This is a genomic window from Candidatus Magnetobacterium casense, assembly GCF_000714715.1.
Taxonomy (GTDB): Bacteria; Nitrospirota; Thermodesulfovibrionia; order Thermodesulfovibrionales; family Magnetobacteriaceae; genus Magnetobacterium; species Magnetobacterium casense.
The window spans coordinates 141,879-167,171 of the sequence record NZ_JMFO01000006.1; the positions used below are offsets into that span (position 1 = coordinate 141,879).

The following is a 25,293-nucleotide window of genomic DNA, read 5'->3' on the forward strand; positions in this document are numbered from 1 at the left end:
AGGGAGTGAAGATAGCGTTAAGTGTGGCCGGATTTGACCCAACCAGCGGGGCCGGGGTGACAGCCGATCTGAGGGTGTTTAACAATGAGGGGGTCTATGGCTTGTCGGTGGTTTCGGCCATCACGGCGCAGAACACACAAGGGGTGCAGTTTGTCCAGGGCGTTAGTATCGAGGCATTCGACAGACAGCTTGATGTCCTATTGAGCGACATCAGACCCGATGCCATCAAAACCGGCATCCTCTACAACACCCAACAGATAGAGTGCCTGATCCATCACATAAAGACCCACGCACTGACAAATCTAGTCATAGACCCCGTGATGGTGTCATCGTCGGGGATGGCGCTTGTGGCAGATAACAATATTGCGGTTATCAGAGACAGGCTATTGCCACTGGCAGCGGTGGTTACGCCCAATGTACCGGAGGCTCAGTTTTTGGCCGGAATCAATATCCACAGCCGCGACGACACATACAGGGCTGCACGGTTGATCTACGATGTTGCAGGGTGCGCCGTGATCGTTACGGGTGGACATATGACCATTGGTTCGGCAGTGGACGTTCTCTATGACGGCAATAATTTCACCGAGTTTGAAGCACCCATGTTTGATAGAAAGGTGCATGGCACGGGCTGTATGTTCTCTGCCGCTGTTGCTGCAAACCTTGCCAGGGGGCTGCACCTGAGCGACGCCGTGGGCAAGGCTAAGTCCTACATCACGGTAGCCATCGAAGGGGCCTGTTTCCCTGGCCGGGGGATGGGTGTTGCATAGATGCCGGCGTGAAAAAAATATTAGCCTCTTGTTTTTTATCCATAGAGTTGATTTTTTTGTATCCAAGTGGTATAATGAAGGCATGGAAAAAGATGAAAGCAGTGGACTAAACCAGGACGGGGGCATAAGCAGCGGGGGTGCCAAGGGGGGTGCCAGCGGGGGTGCTAACGGCAGCAGGGCAACTCTTTCAGAAAAGCACAATCTGATAGTTGCGCTGATAATTCTGATAACGGTGTTAGTGGTGATGACAGTGGCTATACTGGTGCATCGGCCTGTTGTTCACAATGAGGCCATTAATATCACGCAACACAGTTTACTTGCCTTTATTGTTGTGTTTCTGTGCTATGGGGTTGCGGCAGTGCTGTTGGTTATGTTTTTTGCCTATCGGATATTAAGTCCGTTTGGGAGGTTGCTCAAGGACATGGAGGTGATATTATCCGGTGATATGAGCAGGCGGTTGTTTCTCAGGGACAAGGACGTTTATCTTATCAAGTGCTTTGTAAGAAACGTCAACACGCTCCTGGACAATGCTGAAAAAATGCACATATCTCACGATTTGATCAATGAAATAGATTCCGAGGGACGACAGGTGATATCTCTGCTGGAAAATGACAACAACATAGATGGTAAGACAAAAGAGGCCGTTGTGGCTTACCACGAAAAGGTCAAGTCAATCATGAAAGACAAGTCCGCCTGAAATTGTCTCAGGTGGGTCTCCTGGCGTACCTCTCCCATCGGCGCACTCCGCGGACCTACCGAATAAGTCGGACAACTGCCTAACAATTGTCGAGAACTCATATAGTCTTCTGATTCTGTAAAAACTCGGTAAACTTATCGGGTATCAACGGTTTGCTAAATAAATACCCTTGTGCTTCATCGCAATTAAGCCTCCGCAGGAATTCCAGTTGTTCGGTTGTCTCAACCCCCTCGGCAGTGACCTTTAGCTTGAGGCTGTGTGCCATGGCAATGATGGCAGTGGCAATGGCCGCATCATCGGGGTCTGTGGTGATATCGCTGACAAAAGACTTGTCGATCTTGAGTCTGTCTATCGGGAAACGTTTCAGGTAACTGAGCGAAGAGTAACCCATGCCAAAATCGTCGATGGCGATGTGTATCCCCATGCTTTTGATATCGCGCAGGACCTTTATGGCCGATGTAGCATCCTCCATAACTACGCTCTCAGTAAGCTCAAGCTCAAGCATCTCCGGATTATAACCGGTATCCCGCAAAATTGCCTCAATAGATTTAATCAGATATTGGGATTTAAACTGCCGTGCAGAGAGATTTACGGCCATTATGAGGGGTGTTGAGATCATCCCCTGCCATTGCTTACCGATAGTGCAGGCCTGTCGAAGCACCCACTCGCCAATGGGTATGATAAGTCCCGTTTCTTCGGCCACCGGTATAAACTCCATCGGCGAAACAAAGCCATACTGTAGGGTGTTCCACCTGATCAGTGCCTCCATCCCTGCCACCGTATCATTAGATATCTCAAATTTGGGTTGAAAATTCAGGGTAAACTCGTTTAGTTGGAGGGCCTTCCGGAGGCTGCTTTCCAGCTTCAGCCTGCGCATTGCCTTTATGTTCATGTCGGAGTTGTAGAACTTGTAGTTGTTGCGTCCCGTGTCCTTTGCCTTATACATTGCAACATCCGAGTTTTTCAGTAACGTGTCGATATCATCACCGTCATTGGGATAGACGCTTATACCAATGCTCACCCCCACCACACACTCGTGGTTGTCAAGCTGAAAGGGCTTGGTGAATATGTCAAGTATTTTCTCTGCCACAATGGCGGCATCGCTTGTCTTGTTTAACACAGACAATATGATTACAAACTCATCTCCACCGATGTGTGCAACCGTGTCTGAGTCGCGCACGCAGAGCGGGAGTTTCTTGGCCGCCTTTTTCAGAAGCACATCCCCCATGTCATGCCCAAGTGTATCGTTTACGTACTTAAAACCATCGAGGTCTAAAAACAGAAGTGCAAACTTCCGATCATATCGCCGTGCCTGCCCCAGTGTATAGCTCAACCGATCGTAGAAGAGTGTTCGGTTGGGTAAGTCCGTCAGGGCGTCAAAGTGTGTGAGATACTCCAGGCGTCGCTCTATCAGTCTTTGTTCCGTAACATCTATCCCCGTGGCGAGAAGGTGCGAAACATGACCCTCATCGTTTGATATCAAATTGTAGGTCCACGATATGAGCCTTTGGCCGCCATTTTTGGAAACCAGATAATCCTCAGTTTTCAGGACGCTGCCACTACGATGCAATAAAACAGACCCACTGTTGTTGAAAAGACCTCTTATCTCTGCAGCAACATCCGCTTTCCACAGTATCTCCCATACAACCTTACCCTTTAATTCATCATATACATACCCCGACAACTTCTCACAAGCACGGTTAAAGCACACTATGCAGCCCTCCCTGTCTACGACAAGTACCAACGCTCCAACGGTATCAAGCACTGACGTCAGTAAGTTGTTGTCTTCAGACAGTTGCCCTTGCAAGGCCATCAAGACCCCCCCAGGCATGTCTGCACCGTTAAGCACCTTATATTGTTTGCAAAAGCCATCACTCATCTCTGGCCTTGACTACTCATAATCATCCTAAGTTATTTTAACAGAAAAGGTGCCGTTTATAATAGTGTTGATAAAAATAATGTATCCTCTTTATATTTCATGGTAACTATAACTTTAAGGCAAGAAAGAAAGGGGCGGCTCCGCCCCCCTTCAGAACCCCCCGCAAGGGAACCAGTCCCCTTGACCCCATTTTACCATGCTTTTTTAAGAAGATACCCACAATATCTATTATACGCCAGTGCCTTTAAACAACGCAAGGGTAATTTTGTATAGAGTCTATAGATTAAATCAGACAGAAAATTGTACAATAGTAGCATGTTTGATTTAACGACTGAGACTAGGGCAGATAAAAGAAGGAGGATTTAAATGAATTTTAGGGTATTTCAGAGGCTTATGATTGCCATCTGTACGTTGGTTGTGATGGTGTGTTTTGTGAGTATCGGTCAGTCATGGGCGCGGTGTATGGTGGTTATAAAGAAAAACGTAAAGGTGCCCTGGACGGTGTATAAAAAAGGTGAAGCGCGCAACTCCGGTTGGTTTATGTTTACGGACACCCCGCGCAGCAATGGAAGACTTATCATCCAATACTCCGAAAATTCAGGCCAGGAACTCAATCTATCCGGAGATTACGGCAAAAATTGGGTAAAGATAATAAACACCGTTGATAATGAGAGATGGGAGGCAGATGCTGACGATTGTACTGGTAATACCCTCAGGGGTCATATAATCAGGGACGAACGTGCAGAATTTGACTTCACCATTACAACGGATGCCGATGTGCCTCCTGTCCCCGTTGTACCCTTGCCTCTCGATGTCCCCTTGCCGGCGATAAAGTTACCCCCGGGTGTCAGCACGGTTGAAAACGCAAAGTATCCCGATACCAGGGCCGTCGTCAACCATTCCGAGGCTCCACGGCCATGTAAAGCAAGGCCGGACGAAAAATGTTACCTGTTTAGTCAGTACACCGTCTACGTTGAGCCTGACAGCGGTGGCAACGAAGTTATAAGGATATACAACAACTTAAACCCCGTAATCCCTCACCTCGTACTAAAAGATGCAGGCAGCTTTTATGGCATGGCAAAAGACAAGCTGTTTTTGCGCACCAAGACAGATGATACACATGTGCTTGAGGTATTTGATATCAACAGCAAACGCTCCATTCATAAAGCACAGGCCTCAGAGCCGATTGGCATTGTAAACCGTGACTACGTTGCCTACTACACCGATAAGGAACGTGTCGATAACATTACCATTTGTCCAAACAAGAGAGAGGCCTTTGAGGCAAAAAAGGATGGCCTCAATGTTATCAGAGAGATAGAGGTCAGGTTTAACATGATTGACATGTCTGTTACCCCAACGGGGGTATTCAGGTGTGCAGGCAGATACTAGAGAACCGGGCAATGTTAAACGACAAGACAATTCTCATTACCGGAGGGACGGGGTCCTTTGGCAGGAGATACACCCAATACGTATTTGAGAACTTTAAGGTAAAAAAACTCATAATCTTTAGCAGGGATGAGCACAAGCAACACGAAATGTCTTTTACCTATCCCCGAAGCAAGTATCCGATCCGATACTTTATCGGGGATATTCGTGACAGAGAGCGGTTGTACAGGGCCTTTAGCGGGGTGGATTACGTCATTCATGCAGCCGCTCTCAAGCACGTGCTGGCTGCCGAGTATAACCCCTTTGAGGTTGTCAAGACCAACATAATTGGTGCCCAAAACATCGTCGAGGCTGCCATAGACAACGGGGTCAGGAAGGTCATCGCCTTATCCACGGATAAGGCCGTCAGTCCGGTAAACCTCTACGGCGCTACAAAGTTGGCCATGGAGAAGATATTTGTTTCGGCCAGTGCTTACGTTGGGGCAAAGGATACCAGGTTTGCCGTTGTCAGATACGGCAACGTTGTGGCCAGCAGGGGCAGTGTTATTCCTCTGTTTTTAAAGTTAGTCAGGGAGGGGGTAACCGAGCTGCCGATAACGGATATGCGGATGACCAGATTCTGGATAACCATTGAGGAATCCGTGGAGCTGGTCAACACGGTACTGCTTGAATCCGTTGGTGGAGAGGTCTTTGTCCCTAAGATACCAAGCATGAAGATAACAGACCTGGTAGAGGCCATAGCTCCAAATTGCGATATCAACATTGTCGGTTGTCGCCCCGGAGAGAAAATACATGAGACCCTCATTGCAAGTGATGAGGCAGGCACTACCGTTGAGTATGAACACAACGGCAAGGGCATGTACGTCATCCTGTCGGAACTGCACCTCGATGCAAAGGACATCAACAGGTATAAGCACTGTAAAAAGCTACCCGACAACTATATCTACAGGAGCGATAAAAACGATTGGTGGTTGACCATCCCACAAATGGCAGAGTGCCTCAAACGTTTACAGGTAGCCTTATAAGCTCATCATGTCCGTAGACCGCATCACCTACGGACGGCAGTCCATTGACGAGGACGACATTGCCGAGGTCGTAAGGGTCCTTCGCTCGGACTTTATAACCAGAGGCAGGGGGTCCGAAGCATTTGAGGAAGGGCTTGCGGCCAGTGTTGGTGCCTCTTATGCCGTGGTGTTTAACTCTGGTACCTCTGCTTTGCACGGTGCGTATTTTGCCGCCGGATTGGGACAGGGAGATGAGTTTATAACGACCCCCAACACGTTCGTAGCAACGGCAAATGCCGGGGTCTACCTCCAGGCAAGGCCGCTATTTGCAGACATAGAGCTTGACACCGGCAACATTGACTTATCAAGAATAGAACCCCTGATCACGGCAAAGACAAAACTGCTCGTACCCGTTGCCTTTGCCGGTCATCCGGTGGATAACGAGGGGGTGTTTGAGTTGGCCCGGAGGCACAACCTCATAGTTGTTGAGGATGCCTGCCATGCCCTTGGCGCTGTGTACAAGTCAGGTGGCACAGACACACGTGTTGGAGGGTGTATGCACGCACACATGTCGGTGTTGAGCTTCCACCCTGTAAAGGCAATAACAACCGGAGAGGGCGGAGCCGTGTTGACCAACGACAGGGCGATGTATGACAGACTCAGGTCGTTTCGCCAGCACGGGATCAACAAAGACGTCCCAAAAGACGGCGAACCCTGGCTGTATGAAATGCACCACCTGGGGTATAACTACGTCATGACCGATTTTCAGGCATCACTGGGGCTGTCACAGTTGGCTAAACTACAGGGGTTTATCCAAAGGAGACGCCATATCGCAAAGACATACAACGAGGCATTTCACAACAACCCCTATTTCTACACCCCGCCCGAAAGAGACTACGCACAAAGCGCCTGGCACCTCTATTTCATACGCCTCAAGGATGCCTGTAAAGAGCGAAAGGCCCAGGTGATCGATAAATTAAAACACGCCGGAGTTGGTGTTGCGGTACATTACGTACCGGTCTATCAACATCCCTTCTACAGCGACATGGGCTACGTCAGAGGTCTGTGTCCCGTTGCCGAGGATTTTTATCAGCGGGAGATAAGCCTGCCGATCTACCCGTCGCTGTCCGATGCACAGGTCGGATATGTCATCGAAAGGGTCTATGCGGTGATGTCAGCGGTGGCAACGTGAGTTCAGAGGCTCATGACCGACTTAGACAGCAGAGTAGTTACAGTTATATCGTGTGGTTTAGCGAACCGAAGGTCTTCTTCTGCAAGGAAGATATAGTTGAAGTCACCGATGCTGTATGGATATAGCCACGGAGATATTGTTTGCGATAAATAGTAAATTGGGCAGGTTAATAAGGACTACACAAAGTCACTGGGAATTAATCACGAAGATTAAACATCCTGAGATATATGAAAAAGAAGATGAAGTAAAGGAATGCCTTGTTAATCCCGTGGAGATTAGGAGGAGTTTGGACGATCAACATGTGTATCTTCACTATTTGCCGTTGGAAAAGTATTTCCTTTGTGTAGTGACAAGATATTTAAACGGAGATGGATTTATAATTACCGCGTATGTAACCGATAAGATTAAGGAAGGAGAGACCGTATGGAAAAGATAACTATAACCTACGATAGACTTGGAAATACACTTGATGTCTGGTTCTCAACGCCAAGGCCATGTATTAATGAGGAAATTGGCGGGGGAACGATTATAAAAAAAGACGAACACGGTGAAATAATTGGCTTTGAGAAACTAAACTATCTCAAGGAAGAGAACCCTGAGAGTGTTCATTCAATACCACTTGAGGTTGCAATAGTGTAGAGATGTTGTATAATAGTGTATGTGTAAGACCAACCGTAATGTCAGCGGTGGCGGTATGAGTGCGGAGGCTAAGACCGTAGCCTTTGTGCCTGTCAGGCTGACGTCAACCCGACTGCCCGTTAAACACTTCAAGTACATAGGGGACAAGATGCTTCTTACGTGGGTGGTTCACAGACTGAGGGAGTGTCGATTGATTGACCAGATCGCCATATGTGCACCAGGTGAGGCGGAGACTGAGGCGCTGAAGGCATTTGCTCCGGGGCATGGCGTTGAACTGTTTATATACGACGGCGATGTCAATGACGTTGTGGGGCGGCTCACGGCAGCCGCTGCTCTGTATGAGGCCGATGTATGTGTCCTGGCAAGCGGTGATTGTCCGCTGCTCAATCCCCGGACGATAGACGTGATGCTTGAGGCCATCGGAGATGTCGATGATGCCGGGTATGTCGTCTTTGAGCCAATCAACGGTGCGTTTCCGATCCATGAGGGCATCCTGGTTGCCAGACGCTGGATGTGGGACCTTGCCGATAAGCTGTCGGATACGCCGCACCTGAGAGAGCATCACTTCCCCGTCTACGTGCAAAACGTCTACCCCGAAAAGTTTACTCACATAAGACGCCTCAGCTTCAGGGATGAAGAGGTCTTCTACAGCCTCAGACACAGAATATCCGTGGACACCCCCTCCGACCTGGAGTTTATGAATCGCATCCATGACATATTGATAGATAAGGGTAAGGAGTTCAACCTCACAAACGTCATCGAACTCATAGGCACACACCCTCACCTGAAAGAGATCAATGCCTCGGTGCATCAGAAGGCGTACAACGATGCCTCCGGCAAGGTCATCTGCTACGTGGCAGAGGCTCCGGCGGAGGGTAATGATACCCTGCTAAAGACGCTGGCAGTGGCACGGGTGCTTGTCGAACGCTTTGGCGTTGGTGTCAGGTTTTTGGTGCAACAACAGACGACAATGGATTTCCTTGAAGCCAGGGGAGGTGTCACATTCCTGGGAAGTTACGATACCCTGCCCGAGGTACATGCACGGTTTAAGTACGATGTGGCGGTCTTTGTCCCGACTGCGACCTCCGGGGTGCCGGAGGGGATTATATCCAGGTTGAAAACTGAGTTTAGCGTAAAAACCTTCGTCATCACCAATGCGCCGACAGACGAGACAAACATTGCCAATATCGCATCCGATATAGCAAGGCTGTGTCGTTAATCCTGCACGTGAGTTATAGCGTGTTTCGATTGCATGCAATACAAAGAAAGAAAGGGGCGGTTTGTGGCAGGGGTGCCTCACCCCCTCCGCCCCCCTTAAGAACCCCCTGCAAGGGGTCACGGACCCCTTGACCCCATAAAAAATGCAATGTCTTTTGTATTTAATCCAATCGAAATTTGCTATAATAGTATGCAATGGTTTTATATGTATTTAAGGAGGTGATGGCAGGTAGTGTAGACAGACTACGTTATTTATGTATTGATTGTTTTTTATATTTTTTAAAGGCAACTACAGATATGCTTAATTCAGGAGATATGAATGAAGAAAACGGTTGTACTGATGTTTGTTTTTTCTTTTATTGTGGCCAATGTGCTCTTTGCCGGTGATAAGGCATCGGGCAATGGTGCCTCTTATGAGACACATATGTCTAAGGGTAAGGCCTATTTGCAGGAGAAGAAGTACGCAGAGGCTGCCAAGGAATATCGTGCAGCACTCAAGGGCAAGTCATCGGATGAGGCGGTTAATCTTGGACTTGGCATTGCATTAAGCCGCATGTCGCAAGAGGGCGCACAGCTACACCTCAAGAAGGCCCTCATGGCAAATCCGAATAACCCACAAACAAACCTTGAGCTTGGCGTGTATTACTACAACAAGGAAATATACACCGAGGCGAGAGACTACTTCGAAAACGCTATCGAGACAGGCAAGGCCACCGAGTATGTAGCAACGGCGCGGGGGTACTTAAAGCAGATAGACCGCCGTACAGGGGCAAGACCCTGGTTGATCAACCTCACACTGGGCACCCAGTATGACAGTAATGTTGTCCTTAGCAATGGTGCTACAGAACTGCCATCAGGGATCAGCCGCAAGGCCGACTGGAAGGGGCTTGTCCATATCAACGGCAGGTACAAGTTCGTCGATACCGAAGACATGGAGGTCTTTGCCGGCTATAACTTTTACCAGACGCTGCACAGTCGTCTGTCATCATTTAACATCACCCAGAATGCGGTTAATCTTTCGTTGAGATACAACGTTATGCCGACAGTGGGTATAGGGGCACAGTATGCCTTTGAGTACATAGCAGTTGGGGGTAAGGCCTACGATCATGTACACGGCATCGGGCCATCGCTGTTTATTTCGGAGGGTAAAGGGTTTTCCACCGAGGTACGGTACAGATACCGCAGCAGTCGGTTTTACAATGCCAACCTGTTCCCCGATAACTCGGACAGGAATGGCTCCGATAACGTCATCGGCGTAGTACAACAGCTCCCCCTTACGGAGGCGTCTAACCTTGAAGTGGGTTATGCCTTTAACAAGGCCGATGCCGAAAAAAGCTACTGGCAGTATGACGGCAACAAGGTACATGCAAACCTGATGCACAGTTTCCCCTACAGGATTCTGTTAAATCTCTATGGTGAGTATTACGCCAAGAGGTACGAGGGGATGTTCAGCTCGTATGAAAAACAACGCAACGACGATATCCAGACATATGGATTAACGGCAACAAAACTACTGGCAGACAACGTTGGCGTGACCCTTGGACAGACGTATGTCTATAGCAGGTCAAATATAAACAGCTATGACTACAGGAGGAGTGTTTCGAGTCTCTTGTTAAATCTGAGGTTTTAAGGATGAAGAAGACGTTTTTTTTCCGGTTTGTGATATGTTATCTTGCAGCCGTGACAGTGGCAAGCGGGGCTGATGACATCGGCAAGGTAGTTGCACTCAGGGGGCAGGCTCAGATCGAGCGCAACAAGCAGGAGATAGCAGCAAAGGTCCAGGATGGCATCCTGATGATCGACGCCGTGGCCACAAAGGAGGCATCAAGGACAAAGATGCTCTTTATCGATGACAGCGTCCTGACGGTTGGAGAGAAATCCAGGGTGGTTATCAAGGAGTTTGTCTACGGCAAGGACGACAGGAGCAAGGCGGTGTTTAACCTGCTCGATGGCAAGATGAGAACAGTTGTTGGCAGGTCAGACTCCGAGGTGCGAACGCCAACCCTGGTGGCTGCAGCCAGAGGGACGGTGATATACTTTGAAACCGGCATAAAGGACTCGGTGCCTTACACCACAGTTGTATGCATTGAGGGACAGGTGGACGTAACAAACATAGACCCAACGATCTCCGGTACGGTAACGGTTACCCCCGGCATGATGGCAACCGTTTTAGAGGGAAAGGCTCCTCCGGCACCGGTTAAGGCCGGCGATGAAGCATTAAAGAATGCCACACTCAGATGGGGAGGCATGACCTCCCAAGCGTTGGCAGACAATCTGGCCTCTGCCGGCAGGGCGGCTGCAATGCTTAACCTCAATCCGCAGCAAACCATAGTGCAAACACCAACTACACCGGTGACAATTGGTGTGGTCTTCCCATAAAAAACTCAGAGGACGATTATGAAAAACGACAAATCAACTACCTGGAATATAAACATAGTGATGTTCGCCCCATTTATTGCCATGTTCCTGGCCCTCATTGTACATAGCTGCGGAGGTGGCGGGGGCGGGGGTGGCACCTCCACGGGCACTACATCCACAAAGACATCCGTGTCGATGACGATTTTGCTGAAAACTTCTGATACGCAACAGGGCAATATTTCTGAAAAGGCTATACCATCTGACATTACGGCCATCAGGATTAGTATCTCCGCTACAGATATGGACACGATTGAGCGCCTGATACAGGTCAGCGGCAAGACCCAAATCACCGAAACCTTTGAAGTACCCAACGGCAAGCGGAGGCTGTTTTTAGTAGAGGCGCTCAATGCCTCAGCCGCTGTCTTATTCAAGGGGGACAAGCTGGCAGACCTTGAGGGCTTTCCCACTGCACTCGACATCAAGATGCTGCCGGTAACCGGACCTCCAACCACTATCGCCGGCATGTGGGAACTACATACGCGGTGTGTTGACCAAACGGAAGATTCTGTCGAAATGTCCCTGGTGTTATATGAAATCAGCAGTGGCAGCTTCTCCGGCAGCGCTACCGGCAAGGACAACAACGACTACGATATCAGCCTGACAATCGATGGCAACTACAACGTCTCAAGCCATTACCTCAGTGGCACAGTGATTGTGAACTCACCACGGTATGTCTGTGTAAAGCAATACGCATTTGGCACTACCATGACATCCAACGACACGGGCTACATAGACGCACATCAGGCAAACCCTTGTGGTTGTGAAACACAGGTACGTCTGACCCAAACATCATCATCAACCCCTACGCCACTACCTACTCCGACTCCGACCCCTACGCCAACACCCACATCTACTCCTACACCGACTCCTACAGCCACTGCCACTGCCACTCCAACTCCAACGCCGACTCCTACGCCGACTCCTACATTTGAACCAACGCCTACCCCCATGCCAACGCCAACGCTGCCACCTCCTCCACTACCGACATTGCAGCCAACTCCTACTCCACAGCCAACTCGAACACCAGCTCCAACACCACAGCCTACTCCCACGCCACAACCCACACCACCACCTTCGCCAACTCCAACCCCCTTGGGGGCATCAAAAGCCTGGGGAACGTGAGCTAAACAGAACTTGATATCTATACTTGCACCGGGGGGAAATAACTCCTCCCCCCTTATCTCCACTGTCATATGAAACGAGTCCTCTTTCTTATAGCACTGGTATCGACACTGACATTTGCTGTGTTGGAGGTCTATGACCCCGTGATCATACGAGACAAGATCGAGGCAAAGACGTATGACCTCAGGATGCTTCTTTCGTGGAGACTCAGGCAGCATAACCCCGCGGCAGAGATAGTCATCGCATACATAGATGAAAAGAGCATTGCCGATATTGGCAGATGGCCCTGGCCACGCAGCGTCATGGCTGACTTAATTGGCAGGATATCGGCGGACAAGCCCAGGGCTATCGGCATAGATGTTATGTTCAGCGAACGGCAGGACACCGAAAACGACGCCAGACTGGCAGAAACTATAAAGGATGCGGGCAATGTTGTCCTGGCCACTGCCTTCATGGTGCCAACGGGGGGCGGGGAGGTCAGAGGGACACCGGAGATACCTGATTATCTATGGGACTCTGCCTTTATGACGGTCAAGAGCGTATCGGGCATCGACTGGAAGCTATGGGCCGTAAAGGCGGACAAGGTCAATCTGCCAATTGCCGAAATAGCCGCACACGCATACCTGGGACACGTCTACTCCAACCCCGACCTCGATGGCGTGATGCGCTGGGAGTACCTGTATCTCAATTATGGCGTTGACTGCTACCCGCACTTTGCCCTGCAGGTGGCACGGATAGCCAGGGGGATTGAGGTCAAGGACATGGTGCTCTTTGGTGGCTCCGGCATCAGACTCGGACAACAGTTCATCCCCACCAGCCTCAATGGCAAGGTGCTGATACACTATCTGCCACCGGAGAAGGGCTATCCCTCGGTACCGGCATCGGAGGTGCTTAGGGGGACAAGGCCCAGGGGGATGTTCACAAATAAGATAGTCCTGCTTGGTACCTCTGCCCTTGCCACATACGATGTGATGGTCACGCCCTTTTCGGCAAATACCCCCGGTGTGGCTATCAACGCAAACGTCGTAGAGAACATCCTGCACAACAGTTTCTTGAAAAAAAGCCCCGGTGTTATAGAGTTGACCTTTATCATTACCACGGGCATTTTTTTGGGGTTGCTGCTACCGAGGTTGGGAGCGTTGGTTGGCTCTGTGGTTTCGATACTGCTAATGGTGTGTTATGTTTCAGCGGGCATTTATCTCCTGACATATGCGGGGGTGTGGATAAACTACACCTATCCGCTTACAAATATGTTTCTGATATTTTTTTCGCAGACACTGGTCAAGTTCTTCTTGGAGGAACGGAGGGCCAGGGATATAAAAAGGATGTTTTCCAGATATGTCTCCCCCAAGATAGTAGAGGAGCTTATCAACCACCCCGAAGAGGCCCTCCTGGGTGGACGCAAAAGGCTCATTACGGTGCTGTTTTCAGACATTGCCGGCTTTACGAATCTCTCCGAAAACCTCTCCCCTGAGGAAGTGGTAGGCAGGCTCAATGAGTATTTCACGGAGATGGTAGGGCTGATATTTCAGTACAATGGTACCTTGAACAAGTTCATCGGGGATGCGCTGATGGCGTTTTGGGGGGCGCCGCTATCACAGCCAGACCAGGCCGAGCTTGCCGTCAAGTGCGCACTGCATATGATCACCCGTGTGAAGGAGCTTCAGGCCAAGTGGCGTGCCGAGGGCAAGATAATCATTGACATCGGCATCGGTCTCAACACTGGCGAGGTGCTGGTGGGTAACATCGGGGCAGAGGGTATGCAGATGGATTACACGATCATTGGCGACGACGTAAACCTGGGCTCCCGCATTGAGGCACTGACACGAAAGTACAAGACCCACCTGTTGATTTCGGAGTTTACCGTGCAGTTGCTCAGAGAGGGGATCGCCAATGGCACGATAAAAGGTCTCTCCGTGCGAGGCATAGAAAAGGTTGTGGTCAAGGGCAAGAAAAAACCCGTAACCATCTACGAAGTCACCTCACTCGACCCCGAATCCCCCGCCATCCTCACCGAACCGGAAGAAGATAGGGTCGTCGAGTACAAGGAAAAGTAGGTTCCTTCTCATTTCAAGTGGGTAACTTTTCCCGCCCTTGCAGAAAAACCCTCCCCTAACCCCTCCCATAAAGGGAGGATGACCAACTAATTTTCAGACACAACCTTTATCTAAAACATTTGTGAGGGCTAAAAAAACCACCCACTAAAAATTTATGCACCCCGTTATACACCTGAACTTGCCAAAAGGAGGCCTCCTGTTATAGAATAACTTTAAAGGAGCCTTGTTGTAATGCGGAAATATCATTGACAACAAGCTCACAGGCAAGACGAATGAAGACCTTAAAAACTAAGCTCATATTAATCGTTGTAGCGGTTTATTTGATGGTTGGCGCTGCCACGTATGCGGCGCTGAAGTTTGCGGTGGACTCCGTGGTCATGGATTTGGGGGTCAATTACGCAGCGATGCTTGCAGAGGTGCAAAAAAACAGACTATTGCCTGTGCTTCAGCGGGAGCTGGCACTGGCACTGAAGATGGCCGACTCCTCTCTGCTGAAACTCTGGGCACGCAATGAAAATGACCCCAACATAAGAAAGCTGGCCATGCAGGAACTGCAAAGCTACAGAAACCTCTTCCACGACAAGAGTTATTTCATCGCACCGGTTGCAACTCAGAACTTCTATTTTAACAATGCCGCAAATGAATTTGAGGGCAGAGAACTCCGCCAGCACCTCAGCCAGGACAAAGAAGATGACAAGTGGTTTTTCTCCACACTCAAAGACATCGACGGCTTTGACCTCAACGTAGACAGCAATGAGGCATTGGGTGTTACAAAGGTATGGTTTAACATCGTCATGAGGGATGGTAACGAGCGGCTAGCCGTATGCGGAACGGGCATAGACCTGAGCGAATTTATAAAGAAACTCGTCATCAGCCGACAAAGCGGTATCTCTACGGTGCTGATAGGACAAAACGGTGATATAAAGGCCCACCCCGATGTCAGATTCATAGACTTTAACGCCGTGACAAAGTCCGAAACCAGTCAAAAGACCATATATGGTCTCTTGAATTTACCAGGTGAGCGTAGCCTGTTACGTGCCGCCCTGGATACCGTAAGGGCAGGCAAACAAGATGTCGAGACCTTGTCTGTGACCCTGCATGGTCACAAGCACATAGCCTCTGTCACCTATATGCCCGACCTGGACTGGTATGCCATTGTCCTGGTTGACACCTCACGCTTAATAGACCTCGGCAAGTTTCTTCCGCTGACTGTCATAACAATACTGTCGATGCTTACCACTGTCATCATACTGGTATCACTTCTGCACAAGGTCATCCTCAATCCGCTTTCAAGACTCACGGAGTCAACCCGCAAGATGGCCGCCGGGACCTACGACATATCGCTGCCCGTTACGCGAACGGACGAAATCGGTACCCTGACGGAGTCCTTCAACACCATGGCGGCTACCGTGCTGGATTACACCAGCAACCTTGACAACAAGGTCAAAGAGCAAACGGAACAACTACGGCAGTTAATCGAAATGGCCCCCGATGCAATGGTTGTAGTTGACTGTAAAGGGACCATTATATCGTTTAACGAACAGGCACAGATGTTGTTTGAATATATACCCGAAGAGGTTATTGGTCAGCCAATAGAGATACTGATCCCACACCGTTACAGGGACAAGCACGTTGGGTATCGCGATGCCTTTATTGCCAACCCACGCATCATAGGCATGGGTAGCGGGCTTGAGTTGATAGGGTTGGCCTATGGCGGGAGAGAGATTCCGATGGATGCAAGCCTCAGTTACACGGATACGGGGGGGAGCAGGCAGATTATATGCGCATTGCGCGACATAACGGAACGTAAGCGTGTCGATGCGCTTAAGGTGGAGAAGGAGGTTGCCGAGGAGGCCGCAGCCAGGGCACAACAGGCACAGTTGGAGGCCGAAGGCGCCAGACAGGAACTACAGGCAAAGGTGCAAGAGGTGGAGCGTTTCAATCGCCTGGCATTGGGGCGTGAAGAGAGGATAGTGGAATTAAAAAGGCAGGTGAACTCCCTGATTGTGCAGGTCGGTGGTACCGCACCCTATATAGAATATGGCCTTGAAGCTACCTCAAGTGATGAACTTGAGACACCCCTGGAAGAGTCTGTGGATAGCTCTGTTGTCAAACCCAATCTTGAGGCCATCTTAGACCTGAAACCACTACAGGACATATTTCAGACATTCTGTGAACTGGTCGGTATCCCTGCTGCGATTATTGATCTTGAGGCCAAGGTGCTGGCCTCATCCAACTGGCAGCGTGCCTGCACGGACTTCCACAGGGTCAATGAGCAGACCTGTAAGCGCTGCATAGAGAGCGACACACAATTGGCCCTCAATCTCCAGGAGGGAAAGGATTACGCCATCTATAGCTGTAAAAACGGCCTCACCGACTGCGCTTCACCCATATTCGTGGATGACCATCACGTTGCAAATGTCTTTATCGGACAGTTTTTCATTGCTCCACCTGACCTTGAGTTCTTTGCCGAACAGGCCAGACAGTTCAATTTCGATAAAGATGCCTATCTGGACGCTATCAGGGACGTTCCAATTATGTCTGAGGACAGACTGCCCGCCATCCTCACCTTCCTTGCCGGATTTGCCAGAATTGTCACTTCGATTTCCTATCAGCGTATGAAGGCACAATCTGCCGAGCGATTTATGGCAAGGCGTACGGAAGAACTCAAGCAACAACATACCAGCGCCATGAGTCTGGCAGAAGACGCCAATCAGGCCCGCGCAGAGCTTGAACGGTACAAAGACCAACTGGAACTGCTGGTGCAACAGCGCACGGAGCAATTGCAAAAGAGCGAAGAGTTGAGCCGTATGTTGCTGATATCGGTTGCGGAGGGCATCTTTGGCGTAGATGCCGATGGCGTGGTTGTCTTTATCAATCCCGCCGCCCTCAGGATGCTGCTCTATGCAGAGGGCGAGTTAATCGGACAAAATATCCACGCCATGATTCATCATGCCTGTGCCGATGGCTCTCCGCACGATGAAGAGTTCTGCCCTATGTATAAGACAAATCGTTACGGTATAGCTAGTCAGGTGGATGACGATATCCTGTGGCGAAAGAATGGTAGTTACTTTCGGGTTGAGTATTCGGCAACGCCAATCTATAAAGACAGGGCAGTGGTGGGTTCGGTGGTAACCTTCCGTGATATAACCGAACGTAAGAAGGTGGAAGAGCAGTTGAAACAGCATGTCATGGACCTTGAGCGCTTTAACAGACTGACAATTGGGCGTGAGGAAAAGATGATCCACCTTAAACAGGAGATCAATGAGCTGTCGGAAGAATTGGGACGAGTCGGGAGATACAAGATTGTACACTGAGCGGCAACGTTACGTAGAATATACGACTAACACGGTTGTGAGATGACAGGCAATCATTTGACTCTGAGGCGGCATATACTGCTTTGCATAGGGCTTCCATTGGCAGGCGTTCTGCTGACTTCGTTCGTTGTTTTGCACTATATGTTTCGGGCAGCAGAGGACGAACAACGGACAAATATCGCGCAGATACTCGGTGACGTCGTTGCCCGCCTTCATGCCGAAACCATGGGCGGACAGGCAATGGGTGCGGCCTTTCTCATGGGATTAAACGAGCCTCTCATAAAAGCAATGGCAAAGGAGAAGCTGCCGCGGGATCACCCCGAGACATTGGAGCGCATGGTTGCCGCCAAACACTTTTTCGGTGCAGACGGTGTCTTTATCGTCAATGCTGACGGTATAATAGTCGCACACGAGAGTGACGTAAAGAGGTCTACCGGCATGAACATGTCGGTACGCTCATACGTAAAGCAGGCCATGGCCGATAAATCAAGCGTATACGCTGCAATAAGTATCAGTACGGGCGACAAGGTCTTCTACATTGCTGCTCCTATACATGAGGGTGATACTCATGAGACAACGGTAATTGGCACGTTGGTTATACGTATGCCTGCAGAGCCTGTCATCTCCAGGTATCTGAAGCTGCTGCCGGGGCAGGCACTTTTGGTGTCACCGGAGGGTATTGTCTTTTCCAGCACAAAATTCTCCTGGATGTATAACGCTACACAACACGTGACCAGGGAACATATTGACTATATAAAAAAGGAAAAACGCTACGGAAAAATGTTTGATAATAAGCCCCCGGAGGTATTGCCGATAGATATAGCCGGCAACTCAGTCCCGTTCGATGGTCATCGTTATACCATAAACAGGGAATTCTTTGACTGGAACGACCTTGGCGGTTTATGGCAACTGGTTGTTATCCAGGATACAAAGGGGTTGGTATCTCCACTGCAGATCACGCTGGTCATTCTGGTTACAATAGTGGGCTACGTTGTCGTTGGATTCTTGCTGTCCTTGATACTAAGGCAGCGCCTTCTTAAGACACAGGACGATATCCGTATCAGGAAACTCAGCAGCGTCGTTGAAAACTCCCCTGTGGCCGTGCTGATTACGGATACGGATGGGATTATCGAGTATGTAAACGAGGCGTTTGTCCATATAACCGGCTACTCCGCCTCCGAGGCCACAGGACGTAACCCCGGTATACTTAAGAGCGGACTTACTCCGGAGGAGACGCACCTGTCCCTGTGGAGATCTCTGAGGGATGGCCGTCTGTGGCAGGGCGAATTCATCAACAGACGTAAAGACGGCTCTCTGTATACGGCATTTTCTACGATTACCGGTCTTTCAGACCAACAGGGCAGGGTCGTCAACTACGTAGGTCTTCAGGAGGATATCACCGAACGTAAGCGCACGGATGAGGCCCTCCGCAAGTCGCAACAGCGCCTGGCGTTCCTTGTGCAAAACTCCCCACTTGGAATCATCGAGTGGGATATTAACTTCAGGGTTATCACTTGGAATAATGCGGCAGAACATATATTTGGCTACACCAGGGAAGAAACTATAGGCAGACAGGCATCCGAACTGATTATTCCAGAGGGAATGCGTACCCACGCAGATGAGGTCTGGTGTGCATTGAGCGAACAGAGGGGCGTGGTATCCATTGACAGTGAAAATATTACAAAAGATGGCCAACATATCACCTGTCACTGGTATAACGTAACGCTTGTTGATGAGGCGGGGCACCCTATTGGCGTTACTTCCATTGTGGATGACATCACACATAGCAGGAAGATGGAGACGGAACTGAGACAGTACCTGCAGGAGTTAGAACGTTTCACACAACTAGCGGTCAACAGGGAAGAGAAAATGATTGACTTAAAACAAGAGATTAACGCACTGAGAGAAGAGTGCGGATATGAAGCGAAATATAAAATCGTTCAATAAAGAGATAAGGAGGACTGACATGTTTAAGGAAAAAAGAGAGCAACCGATGTTTGACTGGAGTATGATTGGAGATATCAAGGAGGGTCGTCCCAACCTGGGTTCCACGATGGAGGTGGGCGTATACAGGTTGATGCAATTTACGCTGAGGGATGTTATAATAAGGAAGTTTAGCCCGGAGGTGGCAGACCGCATCTATTTTGAGGCCGGAGAGCTGGCTGGAAGGGAGTTTTGCAAGGCGTTGCTGAACAAGAAAAGCGAATTCAATGTTTTCATAAAAGAGCTCCAGGAACTTCTCACGAAGCTGAAGATCGGAATACTACGGGTTGAAAAGGCCGACCTTGAGAAAAAGGAATTCACCCTGACTGTTGCCGAGGACCTCGACTGCTCGGGACTACCCATTGTTGATGAGACCATATGCACCTATGATGAGGGCTTTATCAGCGGACTGTTGTATGAGTACACGGGGGTCAGGTTCAGCGTCAAAGAGATTGATTGTTGGTGCTCTGGGGACAGGGTTTGCCGCTTTGAGGTAAAACCCGCGGCCTGAAACCATGCTCAACGTTAAAGAAGAAGACCTGGATAAGATATCGGAGGCCTTTTACCTGATCCTCAGTGGTAAGAGTCCCGACCCTATCGTGCTTGGAGAAGATTACCCGGACAATGAACTCAAGCAGGCTGTAGGGTATATCAACAAGTTCATAGGCGAGTACAACGCCATCACGGGGCTGATCTTTTCCCTGGCCAGGGGTGATATCCAATCCGAGGCCCCCCGTGGGAGGATGCAGATAGCACAGTCGCTTAAGAGCCTGCAGGCGAGCCTGAGAAATCTTACCTGGGTGACGCAGCAGATAGCCAAGGGGGATTTTTCGCATAACGTGGACTTTATGGGTGAGTTTTCCGAGGCGTTTAACAGCATGGCCAGGCAACTGCAAAACGCCTTTAACGATCGAAAGATGGTGGAGGACAACCTCCATAGTCGGGTCGATGAGATGGGCAAGATGCGTCTGGCCATGTTAAACATAATGGAAGACCTTGAAGAAGCAAGAAAAGAGGCCGAGGCAGCATCCAAGGCCAAGGCCGACTTTCTCGCCAACATGAGCCACGAAATCCGCACCCCCATGAATGCCGTAATTGGTATGGCACATCTGGCATTAAAGACCGAACTGACGCACAAACAGAGGGACTACATCCAGAAGATACAGCACTCGGGGCAACACCTCCTGGGCATAATCAATGACATCCTGGATTTCTCAAAAATAGAGGCCGGTAAGCTGGACATAGAGTCTATCGACTTTACTCTTTCCAGGGTGCTGGATAACCTTGCCACGCTGGTTGGCGAAAAGGCATCTGCAAAGGGACTGGAGTTGATCTTTGACATAGCCCCAAACCTGCCCGATAACCTTGTTGGCGACCCCCTGCGTTTGGGACAGATACTGATCAATTATTCAAACAACGCCGTGAAGTTTACCAAGAAGGGGGAGATCGCTGTCAGGATATTGGTTGTGGAGGAAGACGAACAGAGCATGCTATTGCGCTTTGAGGTAAAAGATACTGGCATCGGGTTGACCCCGGAGCAACAGGGAAAACTGTTTCAGTCATTTCAACAGGCCGACACCACCACGACGCGTAAGTACGGCGGGACCGGTCTTGGTCTGGCAATATCCAAAAAGCTGGCCGTCCTGATGGGAGGCGATGTTGGCGTTGACAGTGAGTATGGCAGGGGCAGTACGTTCTGGTTTACGGCGCGCCTGGGAAGGAGCACGGTACATAAGAAGCAGTTGGAGCTTGACCCTGACCTACGCGGTTGTCGGGTGCTTGCTGCCGATGATAACCCGTATGCGCTACACATAATCAGCGAAATGCTGCGTTCCATGTCCTTTGATGTTGTCGAGGTGACCTCCGGTGATGATGCAGTCCTGGCTGTTATAGAGGCAGACAGTGCCGGTAACCCGTTTGCGGTTGTCTTTCTTGACTGGCAGATGCCCGGACTAAGCGGCATTGAGACCGCCCAACAGATAGCAATCCTTAAACTTAATCACAACGTCCCGCATCGCATCATAGTAACTGCCTACAACACCGAAGATGTCTTTCAAACAGCTGAGGAGGCCGGTTTGCCGTTGCTTGTTAAACCAGTAAGTCCATCCACACTGTTTGATGCCGTCATGACGGCCATCAATGGAAACATCCAGAGCCAGTACAAGACGGTTGCAGACAAGCACGGACGTATCGACCTCTCCTCGATAGCCGGGGCACGGATTCTGCTGGTGGAGGACAACGACCTCAATCAACAGGTGGCTATAGAGCTGTTGACCGAAGGTGGATTTGTGACAGACCTGGCCGAAAACGGTGAGATTGCACTGAAAATGGTCTGCGAAAACCGCTACGACATCGTGTTGATGGATATGCAGATGCCGGTAATGGACGGTATCACCGCCACAGGCGAGCTACGAAAGCTCAAAGAATATGCCAACCTGCCAATCCTTGCGATGACGGCAAATGCAATGGTCTCTGACCGTGAAAAGTGTCTTGCCGCCGGGATGAATGACCACGTAGCCAAACCCATAGACCCCGATGAGTTGTTTAACCGCCTGCTGAGGTGGATTCCGCCGCTGAACAAACCTGGCGTTGTGAAGTCTGCCCCCATAAAGCCTGATGCAGCGGCAGTACAGTCTGCAGCATCCGCCAAGCCCGATGAGCAGCTTGCCCCCCTATACGCCATAGACGGCCTTGATGTGACAAACGGTCTCAGACGCGTGCTTGGCAAACCGTCATCGTATCTGTCGCTCTTGAAGAAGTTTGTCGCAGGGCAGGCCAACGCCCCTGAGGAGATCAACACGGCCCTCTCCGAGGGGCGCCGCAACGATGCCGAACGCATTGCTCACACGGTCAAGGGTACGGCCGGAAATATTGGTGCCATGCGTGTGCAGGAAAGGGCTTCAAAATTGGAAGCCGCAATCAAACACAACGAACCGGCAGAGGAGATACAACGCCTGTGTAAGGACTTTGCACAGGAGCTCCGGGGATTTATCCTGAGCGTAAGTCAGGCCATGCCTCAGGAGAGGGAGCAGACTGCAAACGAAGCGGTTGATATAAACGCCCTCTTCCCGGTTATCTCAAAGTTGGAGAAGCTACTGTCTGAGGACGACTCCGAGGCAGCAGACGTATTTTCCGAATCCGTCGAACTCCTGCGTTCTGCCTTCAAGGGGGATGCCGCCAAAATTGAAAGCGCCATACAGAACTTTGACTTTGAACAGGCCCTGTCCGTGCTTGCTCGTGCAAAAAAAGCCCTGAAGATAACTAAATCCCCTTGACCCAATAAGGTTTAACCTTAACTTGACAATGTCATATTCCAATCTCTGCAATTAAATATGTCTGAACCACGATTTAACGGATTAAGGGATTATCAGGATTAGGTTAAAGGCATTCCTTAATTGTTTCCTGTAAATCCTTTAATCTGCCCTGCGACCGTAGGAAGCAAAGTGATCAATCCTAAGTTCAGACAATCCTCATGTTTACTTAAACTTGGGTTTTTTCCAAATAGGCACACACGGAGAGAGGCACATAGTATTCATGCTGGTTTACAGTCAAAAAACAGCCTAAAAATTCAAACCTCGTAGATACACGCTATTCAAAATAAGCCTTGACGTAACAATGTAGTATACGCTATATTTGTAGGTATGTATTTGAGAACAACAACTCGTAAAAATACGGATGATTCAGTAACTACATACTACCAGCTTGCACATAACACACGAAACCCTAAAGCCAAAGTCCCAGAGGTCAAAGTGATATATAATTTCGGTCGTGCAGATACTCTAAACCGTGATGATTTGGTACGGTTATGCAGATCGATAGCAAGAGTTTGTGGAGTTACTGTTACTGACAGTATCACTCCGGAACAAACCTCTACCTCCAAAGAACAAGCAGGACTTCCGGAAGACATAAAACTTGTTCGTTCCTTGAAATTAGGTGCTGTATTTTTTAATAGAGCAACTTTGGGAAAGATTAGGGATAGGGTCTGAATTGAGGAGTATTGCCAAAAATACTGGCGACAAAATACCTTATGATAAAGCACTTTTGTCAATGACAGCAAATAGATTGTGTCAACCACAATCCAAATATCGAGAGATTGTTATTGAAGAACTGAAAGAGATACTAATAAAACATACCTGCCATAAAGCAACCCAACAATGGGCGATAGAATTAAAGGCTTCCGGCAGGTGTAAACGCTATCTTACTGTGGATGCCCAAGATTGCATAAAAATAGATAACGATGCAATAAAAAATGCTGCTGTGTATGATGGTAAATGGGTGATTACAACCAACGATGACACCATCAGTAAGGAGACCGCATTTGACTCCGCCCCCTCGGCGCTGACAACGGTTACCGAATGGGTTGCCGCCTTGTTGGCAGAGGTATCCGGCAGGGCTGCCGTCAGCGTCGTCTCCGATACGAACGTCGTTGACAACGCAACGGTATCGAGCCTCACAACGCTGCCCTGTGCGAAATTGGCGCCGGTTATTTGCAGTTGCACACCCGTGCTTGCCACCGGCACCTTCTCCGGCGTTATGGCCGTAATCTCAGGGGCGCCGTCCTTGATGACCCGTATGCCGTCCTTGTAGCTCACGAGGTAGAACCCCGATGCACGCGCTATCAGGTTGGTCTTGTTGCCGATGGCCAACCTCTCCTTGACCTGACCGGTGTCCGGATTGATGTTTACGACGTAACCGCCAGTGTTGTCGGAGGCCATAACCTTCCTGCCAGTGAGTTCGACGTCGTTGAGCTTTGTGTTGAGGGATGTGAGGCTTCTTTGTTGAAGGTTCGACAGGTCGAGGATCGATATACCCCCCTTGCGCAGTCCGAATGCCGCCCTTGCGGTTGACTCGTCCACCGATGCGGCGGCTATTTCGTCCTCTGTCGTGAGCTTGAGCAGGGACGTCCTTTCGTCAACGTCCACCACCTGCAAGAGGTTGGTCTTTCCCGCACCGCTGCCCTGACCGGCGTCGTTTGATCCGGTAACAAGCAGGATGCCGCCACCTGCGTAGTAGCTCATCGCCGACGGCCTTGCATCAAGCACGACCTGGCCGATGGTCTCACGGGTGGTAAGTCCCAGCAGAGTCAGTTTGCGCTCCGACTGAGACGCAACCACTACCAGGTCCCTCCGGCTGTCGATTACCAAGCTCACCGGGTCCTTGAGCGTATCCACGACCGCATATCTGTCCCACGTCCGGAGACTGATGAAGTGTATGTCCCAGCTCTTGTCCTTGTTTTCTATCGGAAGTTCCAGAAATACATGCGGGAATTTTTTGTAGATTAGCCATACATGAGATTATATAGTATTTACAAGCATGATTGTTTGTGCGAATATACATAAAAAATATGCTTGACATTTATTTAATAATATGGTATTATGAAAATATATGTTTGTGCGTATATGCAGAAAGGTGGTTAAGGGCAAGGTCTATAAGACTGCTTATCTCGCAGAAGGTAAGAGGATCGGCAAAAAGATTGTCGTTACACACTTGTTAAATATTTCTCATTTGCCAGAGGAACAAATTCAGTCTTTGAATATTGCACTGAAAGCCCACAAAGCAGGTAAACAGATAGTATCAGTTGACTCATTACAATCCCAACATTATGCCAAAATAT

General features: G+C 49.6%; 17 protein-coding genes and 3 pseudogenes. 18 read left to right on the forward strand and 2 right to left on the reverse strand.

All coding sequences use genetic code 11. The features are described from left to right. Window positions 1-5: 5 nt before the first annotated feature. Window positions 6-767, forward strand: coding sequence for a bifunctional hydroxymethylpyrimidine kinase/phosphomethylpyrimidine kinase (thiD, locus tag Mcas_RS05430; protein WP_040334492.1), 762 nt, complete (start codon window positions 6-8; stop codon window positions 765-767). A gap of 82 nt (window positions 768-849) precedes the next feature. Then, complete coding sequence (locus Mcas_RS05435) at window positions 850-1,464, forward strand: hypothetical protein (protein ID WP_040334493.1); 615 nt, start codon at window positions 850-852, stop codon at window positions 1,462-1,464. A gap of 97 nt (window positions 1,465-1,561) precedes the next feature. On the opposite strand, the gene Mcas_RS05440 is transcribed toward Mcas_RS05435, so the two are convergent. After that, entirely contained in the window at window positions 1,562-3,343 is a 1,782-nt protein-coding gene (locus Mcas_RS05440) for a sensor domain-containing protein (protein ID WP_052566890.1), read from the reverse strand. Between the two features lie 366 nt (window positions 3,344-3,709). Between Mcas_RS05440 and Mcas_RS05445 the strand changes: the two genes are divergently transcribed. The 15 genes and pseudogenes from Mcas_RS05445 to Mcas_RS19410 form a co-directional block, all read left to right on the forward strand. Further along, window positions 3,710-4,732, forward strand: coding sequence for a hypothetical protein (locus Mcas_RS05445; protein WP_040334494.1), 1,023 nt, complete (start codon window positions 3,710-3,712; stop codon window positions 4,730-4,732). An 11-nt stretch (window positions 4,733-4,743) separates the two neighbouring features. Next, window positions 4,744-5,754 carry a UDP-N-acetylglucosamine 4,6-dehydratase (inverting) gene (pseB, locus tag Mcas_RS05450; RefSeq protein WP_040334495.1) on the forward strand — a complete coding sequence of 337 codons (1,011 nt, stop codon included), beginning with the start codon at window positions 4,744-4,746 and terminating at the stop codon, window positions 5,752-5,754. A gap of 7 nt (window positions 5,755-5,761) precedes the next feature. After that, on the forward strand, window positions 5,762-6,925 hold the full coding sequence (gene pseC, locus Mcas_RS05455; RefSeq protein WP_040334496.1) for a UDP-4-amino-4,6-dideoxy-N-acetyl-beta-L-altrosamine transaminase: 1,164 nt from the start codon (window positions 5,762-5,764) through the stop codon (window positions 6,923-6,925). A gap of 115 nt (window positions 6,926-7,040) precedes the next feature. Further along, complete coding sequence (locus tag Mcas_RS05460; RefSeq protein ID WP_040334497.1) at window positions 7,041-7,361, forward strand: hypothetical protein; 321 nt, start codon at window positions 7,041-7,043, stop codon at window positions 7,359-7,361. Then, window positions 7,349-7,564, forward strand: coding sequence for a DUF2283 domain-containing protein (locus tag Mcas_RS05465; protein ID WP_040334498.1), 216 nt, complete (start codon window positions 7,349-7,351; stop codon window positions 7,562-7,564). The genes Mcas_RS05460 and Mcas_RS05465 overlap by 13 nt, the downstream gene beginning before the upstream one ends. Window positions 7,565-7,583: 19 nt before the next feature. Then, window positions 7,584-8,783 carry a cytidylyltransferase domain-containing protein gene (locus Mcas_RS05470; protein ID WP_040334499.1) on the forward strand — a complete coding sequence of 400 codons (1,200 nt, stop codon included), beginning with the start codon at window positions 7,584-7,586 and terminating at the stop codon, window positions 8,781-8,783. Window positions 8,784-9,101: 318 nt separating this feature from the next. After that, window positions 9,102-10,412: a tetratricopeptide repeat protein gene (locus Mcas_RS05475; protein ID WP_040334500.1), complete on the forward strand. Its 1,311-nt coding sequence runs from the start codon at window positions 9,102-9,104 to the stop codon at window positions 10,410-10,412. A gap of 2 nt (window positions 10,413-10,414) precedes the next feature. Next, on the forward strand, window positions 10,415-11,161 hold the full coding sequence (locus Mcas_RS05480; protein WP_040334501.1) for a FecR family protein: 747 nt from the start codon (window positions 10,415-10,417) through the stop codon (window positions 11,159-11,161). 18 nt (window positions 11,162-11,179) lie between these two features. Then, complete coding sequence (locus Mcas_RS18675; RefSeq protein WP_200873637.1) at window positions 11,180-12,322, forward strand: hypothetical protein; 1,143 nt, start codon at window positions 11,180-11,182, stop codon at window positions 12,320-12,322. 71 nt (window positions 12,323-12,393) lie between these two features. After that, on the forward strand, window positions 12,394-14,379 hold the full coding sequence (locus Mcas_RS05495) for a CHASE2 domain-containing protein (RefSeq protein ID WP_040334503.1): 1,986 nt from the start codon (window positions 12,394-12,396) through the stop codon (window positions 14,377-14,379). Window positions 14,380-14,651: 272 nt separating this feature from the next. Beyond that, a complete protein-coding gene (locus tag Mcas_RS05500; protein ID WP_040334504.1) occupies window positions 14,652-17,696 on the forward strand; it encodes a PocR ligand-binding domain-containing protein in 3,045 nt (1,014 codons plus the stop codon). Between the two features lie 42 nt (window positions 17,697-17,738). After that, complete coding sequence (locus Mcas_RS05505; protein ID WP_081853631.1) at window positions 17,739-19,643, forward strand: PAS domain-containing protein; 1,905 nt, start codon at window positions 17,739-17,741, stop codon at window positions 19,641-19,643. A gap of 19 nt (window positions 19,644-19,662) precedes the next feature. Next, entirely contained in the window at window positions 19,663-20,190 is a 528-nt protein-coding gene (locus Mcas_RS05510; protein WP_052566891.1) for a V4R domain-containing protein, read from the forward strand. Window positions 20,191-20,194: 4 nt separating this feature from the next. Beyond that, entirely contained in the window at window positions 20,195-22,954 is a 2,760-nt protein-coding gene (locus Mcas_RS05515; RefSeq protein ID WP_052566892.1) for a response regulator, read from the forward strand. Window positions 22,955-23,320: 366 nt separating this feature from the next. After that, a pseudogene (locus Mcas_RS19410) lies at window positions 23,321-23,996 on the forward strand (IS1634 family transposase N-terminal domain-related protein); the annotation flags it as partial. Window positions 23,997-24,022: 26 nt separating this feature from the next. On the opposite strand, the pseudogene Mcas_RS05520 reads toward Mcas_RS19410, so the two are convergent. Then, a pseudogene (locus Mcas_RS05520) lies at window positions 24,023-24,697 on the reverse strand (IPT/TIG domain-containing protein); the annotation flags it as partial. Window positions 24,698-25,088: 391 nt separating this feature from the next. Between Mcas_RS05520 and Mcas_RS18780 the strand changes: the two are divergent. Then, window positions 25,089-25,293: pseudogene (locus tag Mcas_RS18780) on the forward strand (hypothetical protein); the annotation flags it as partial.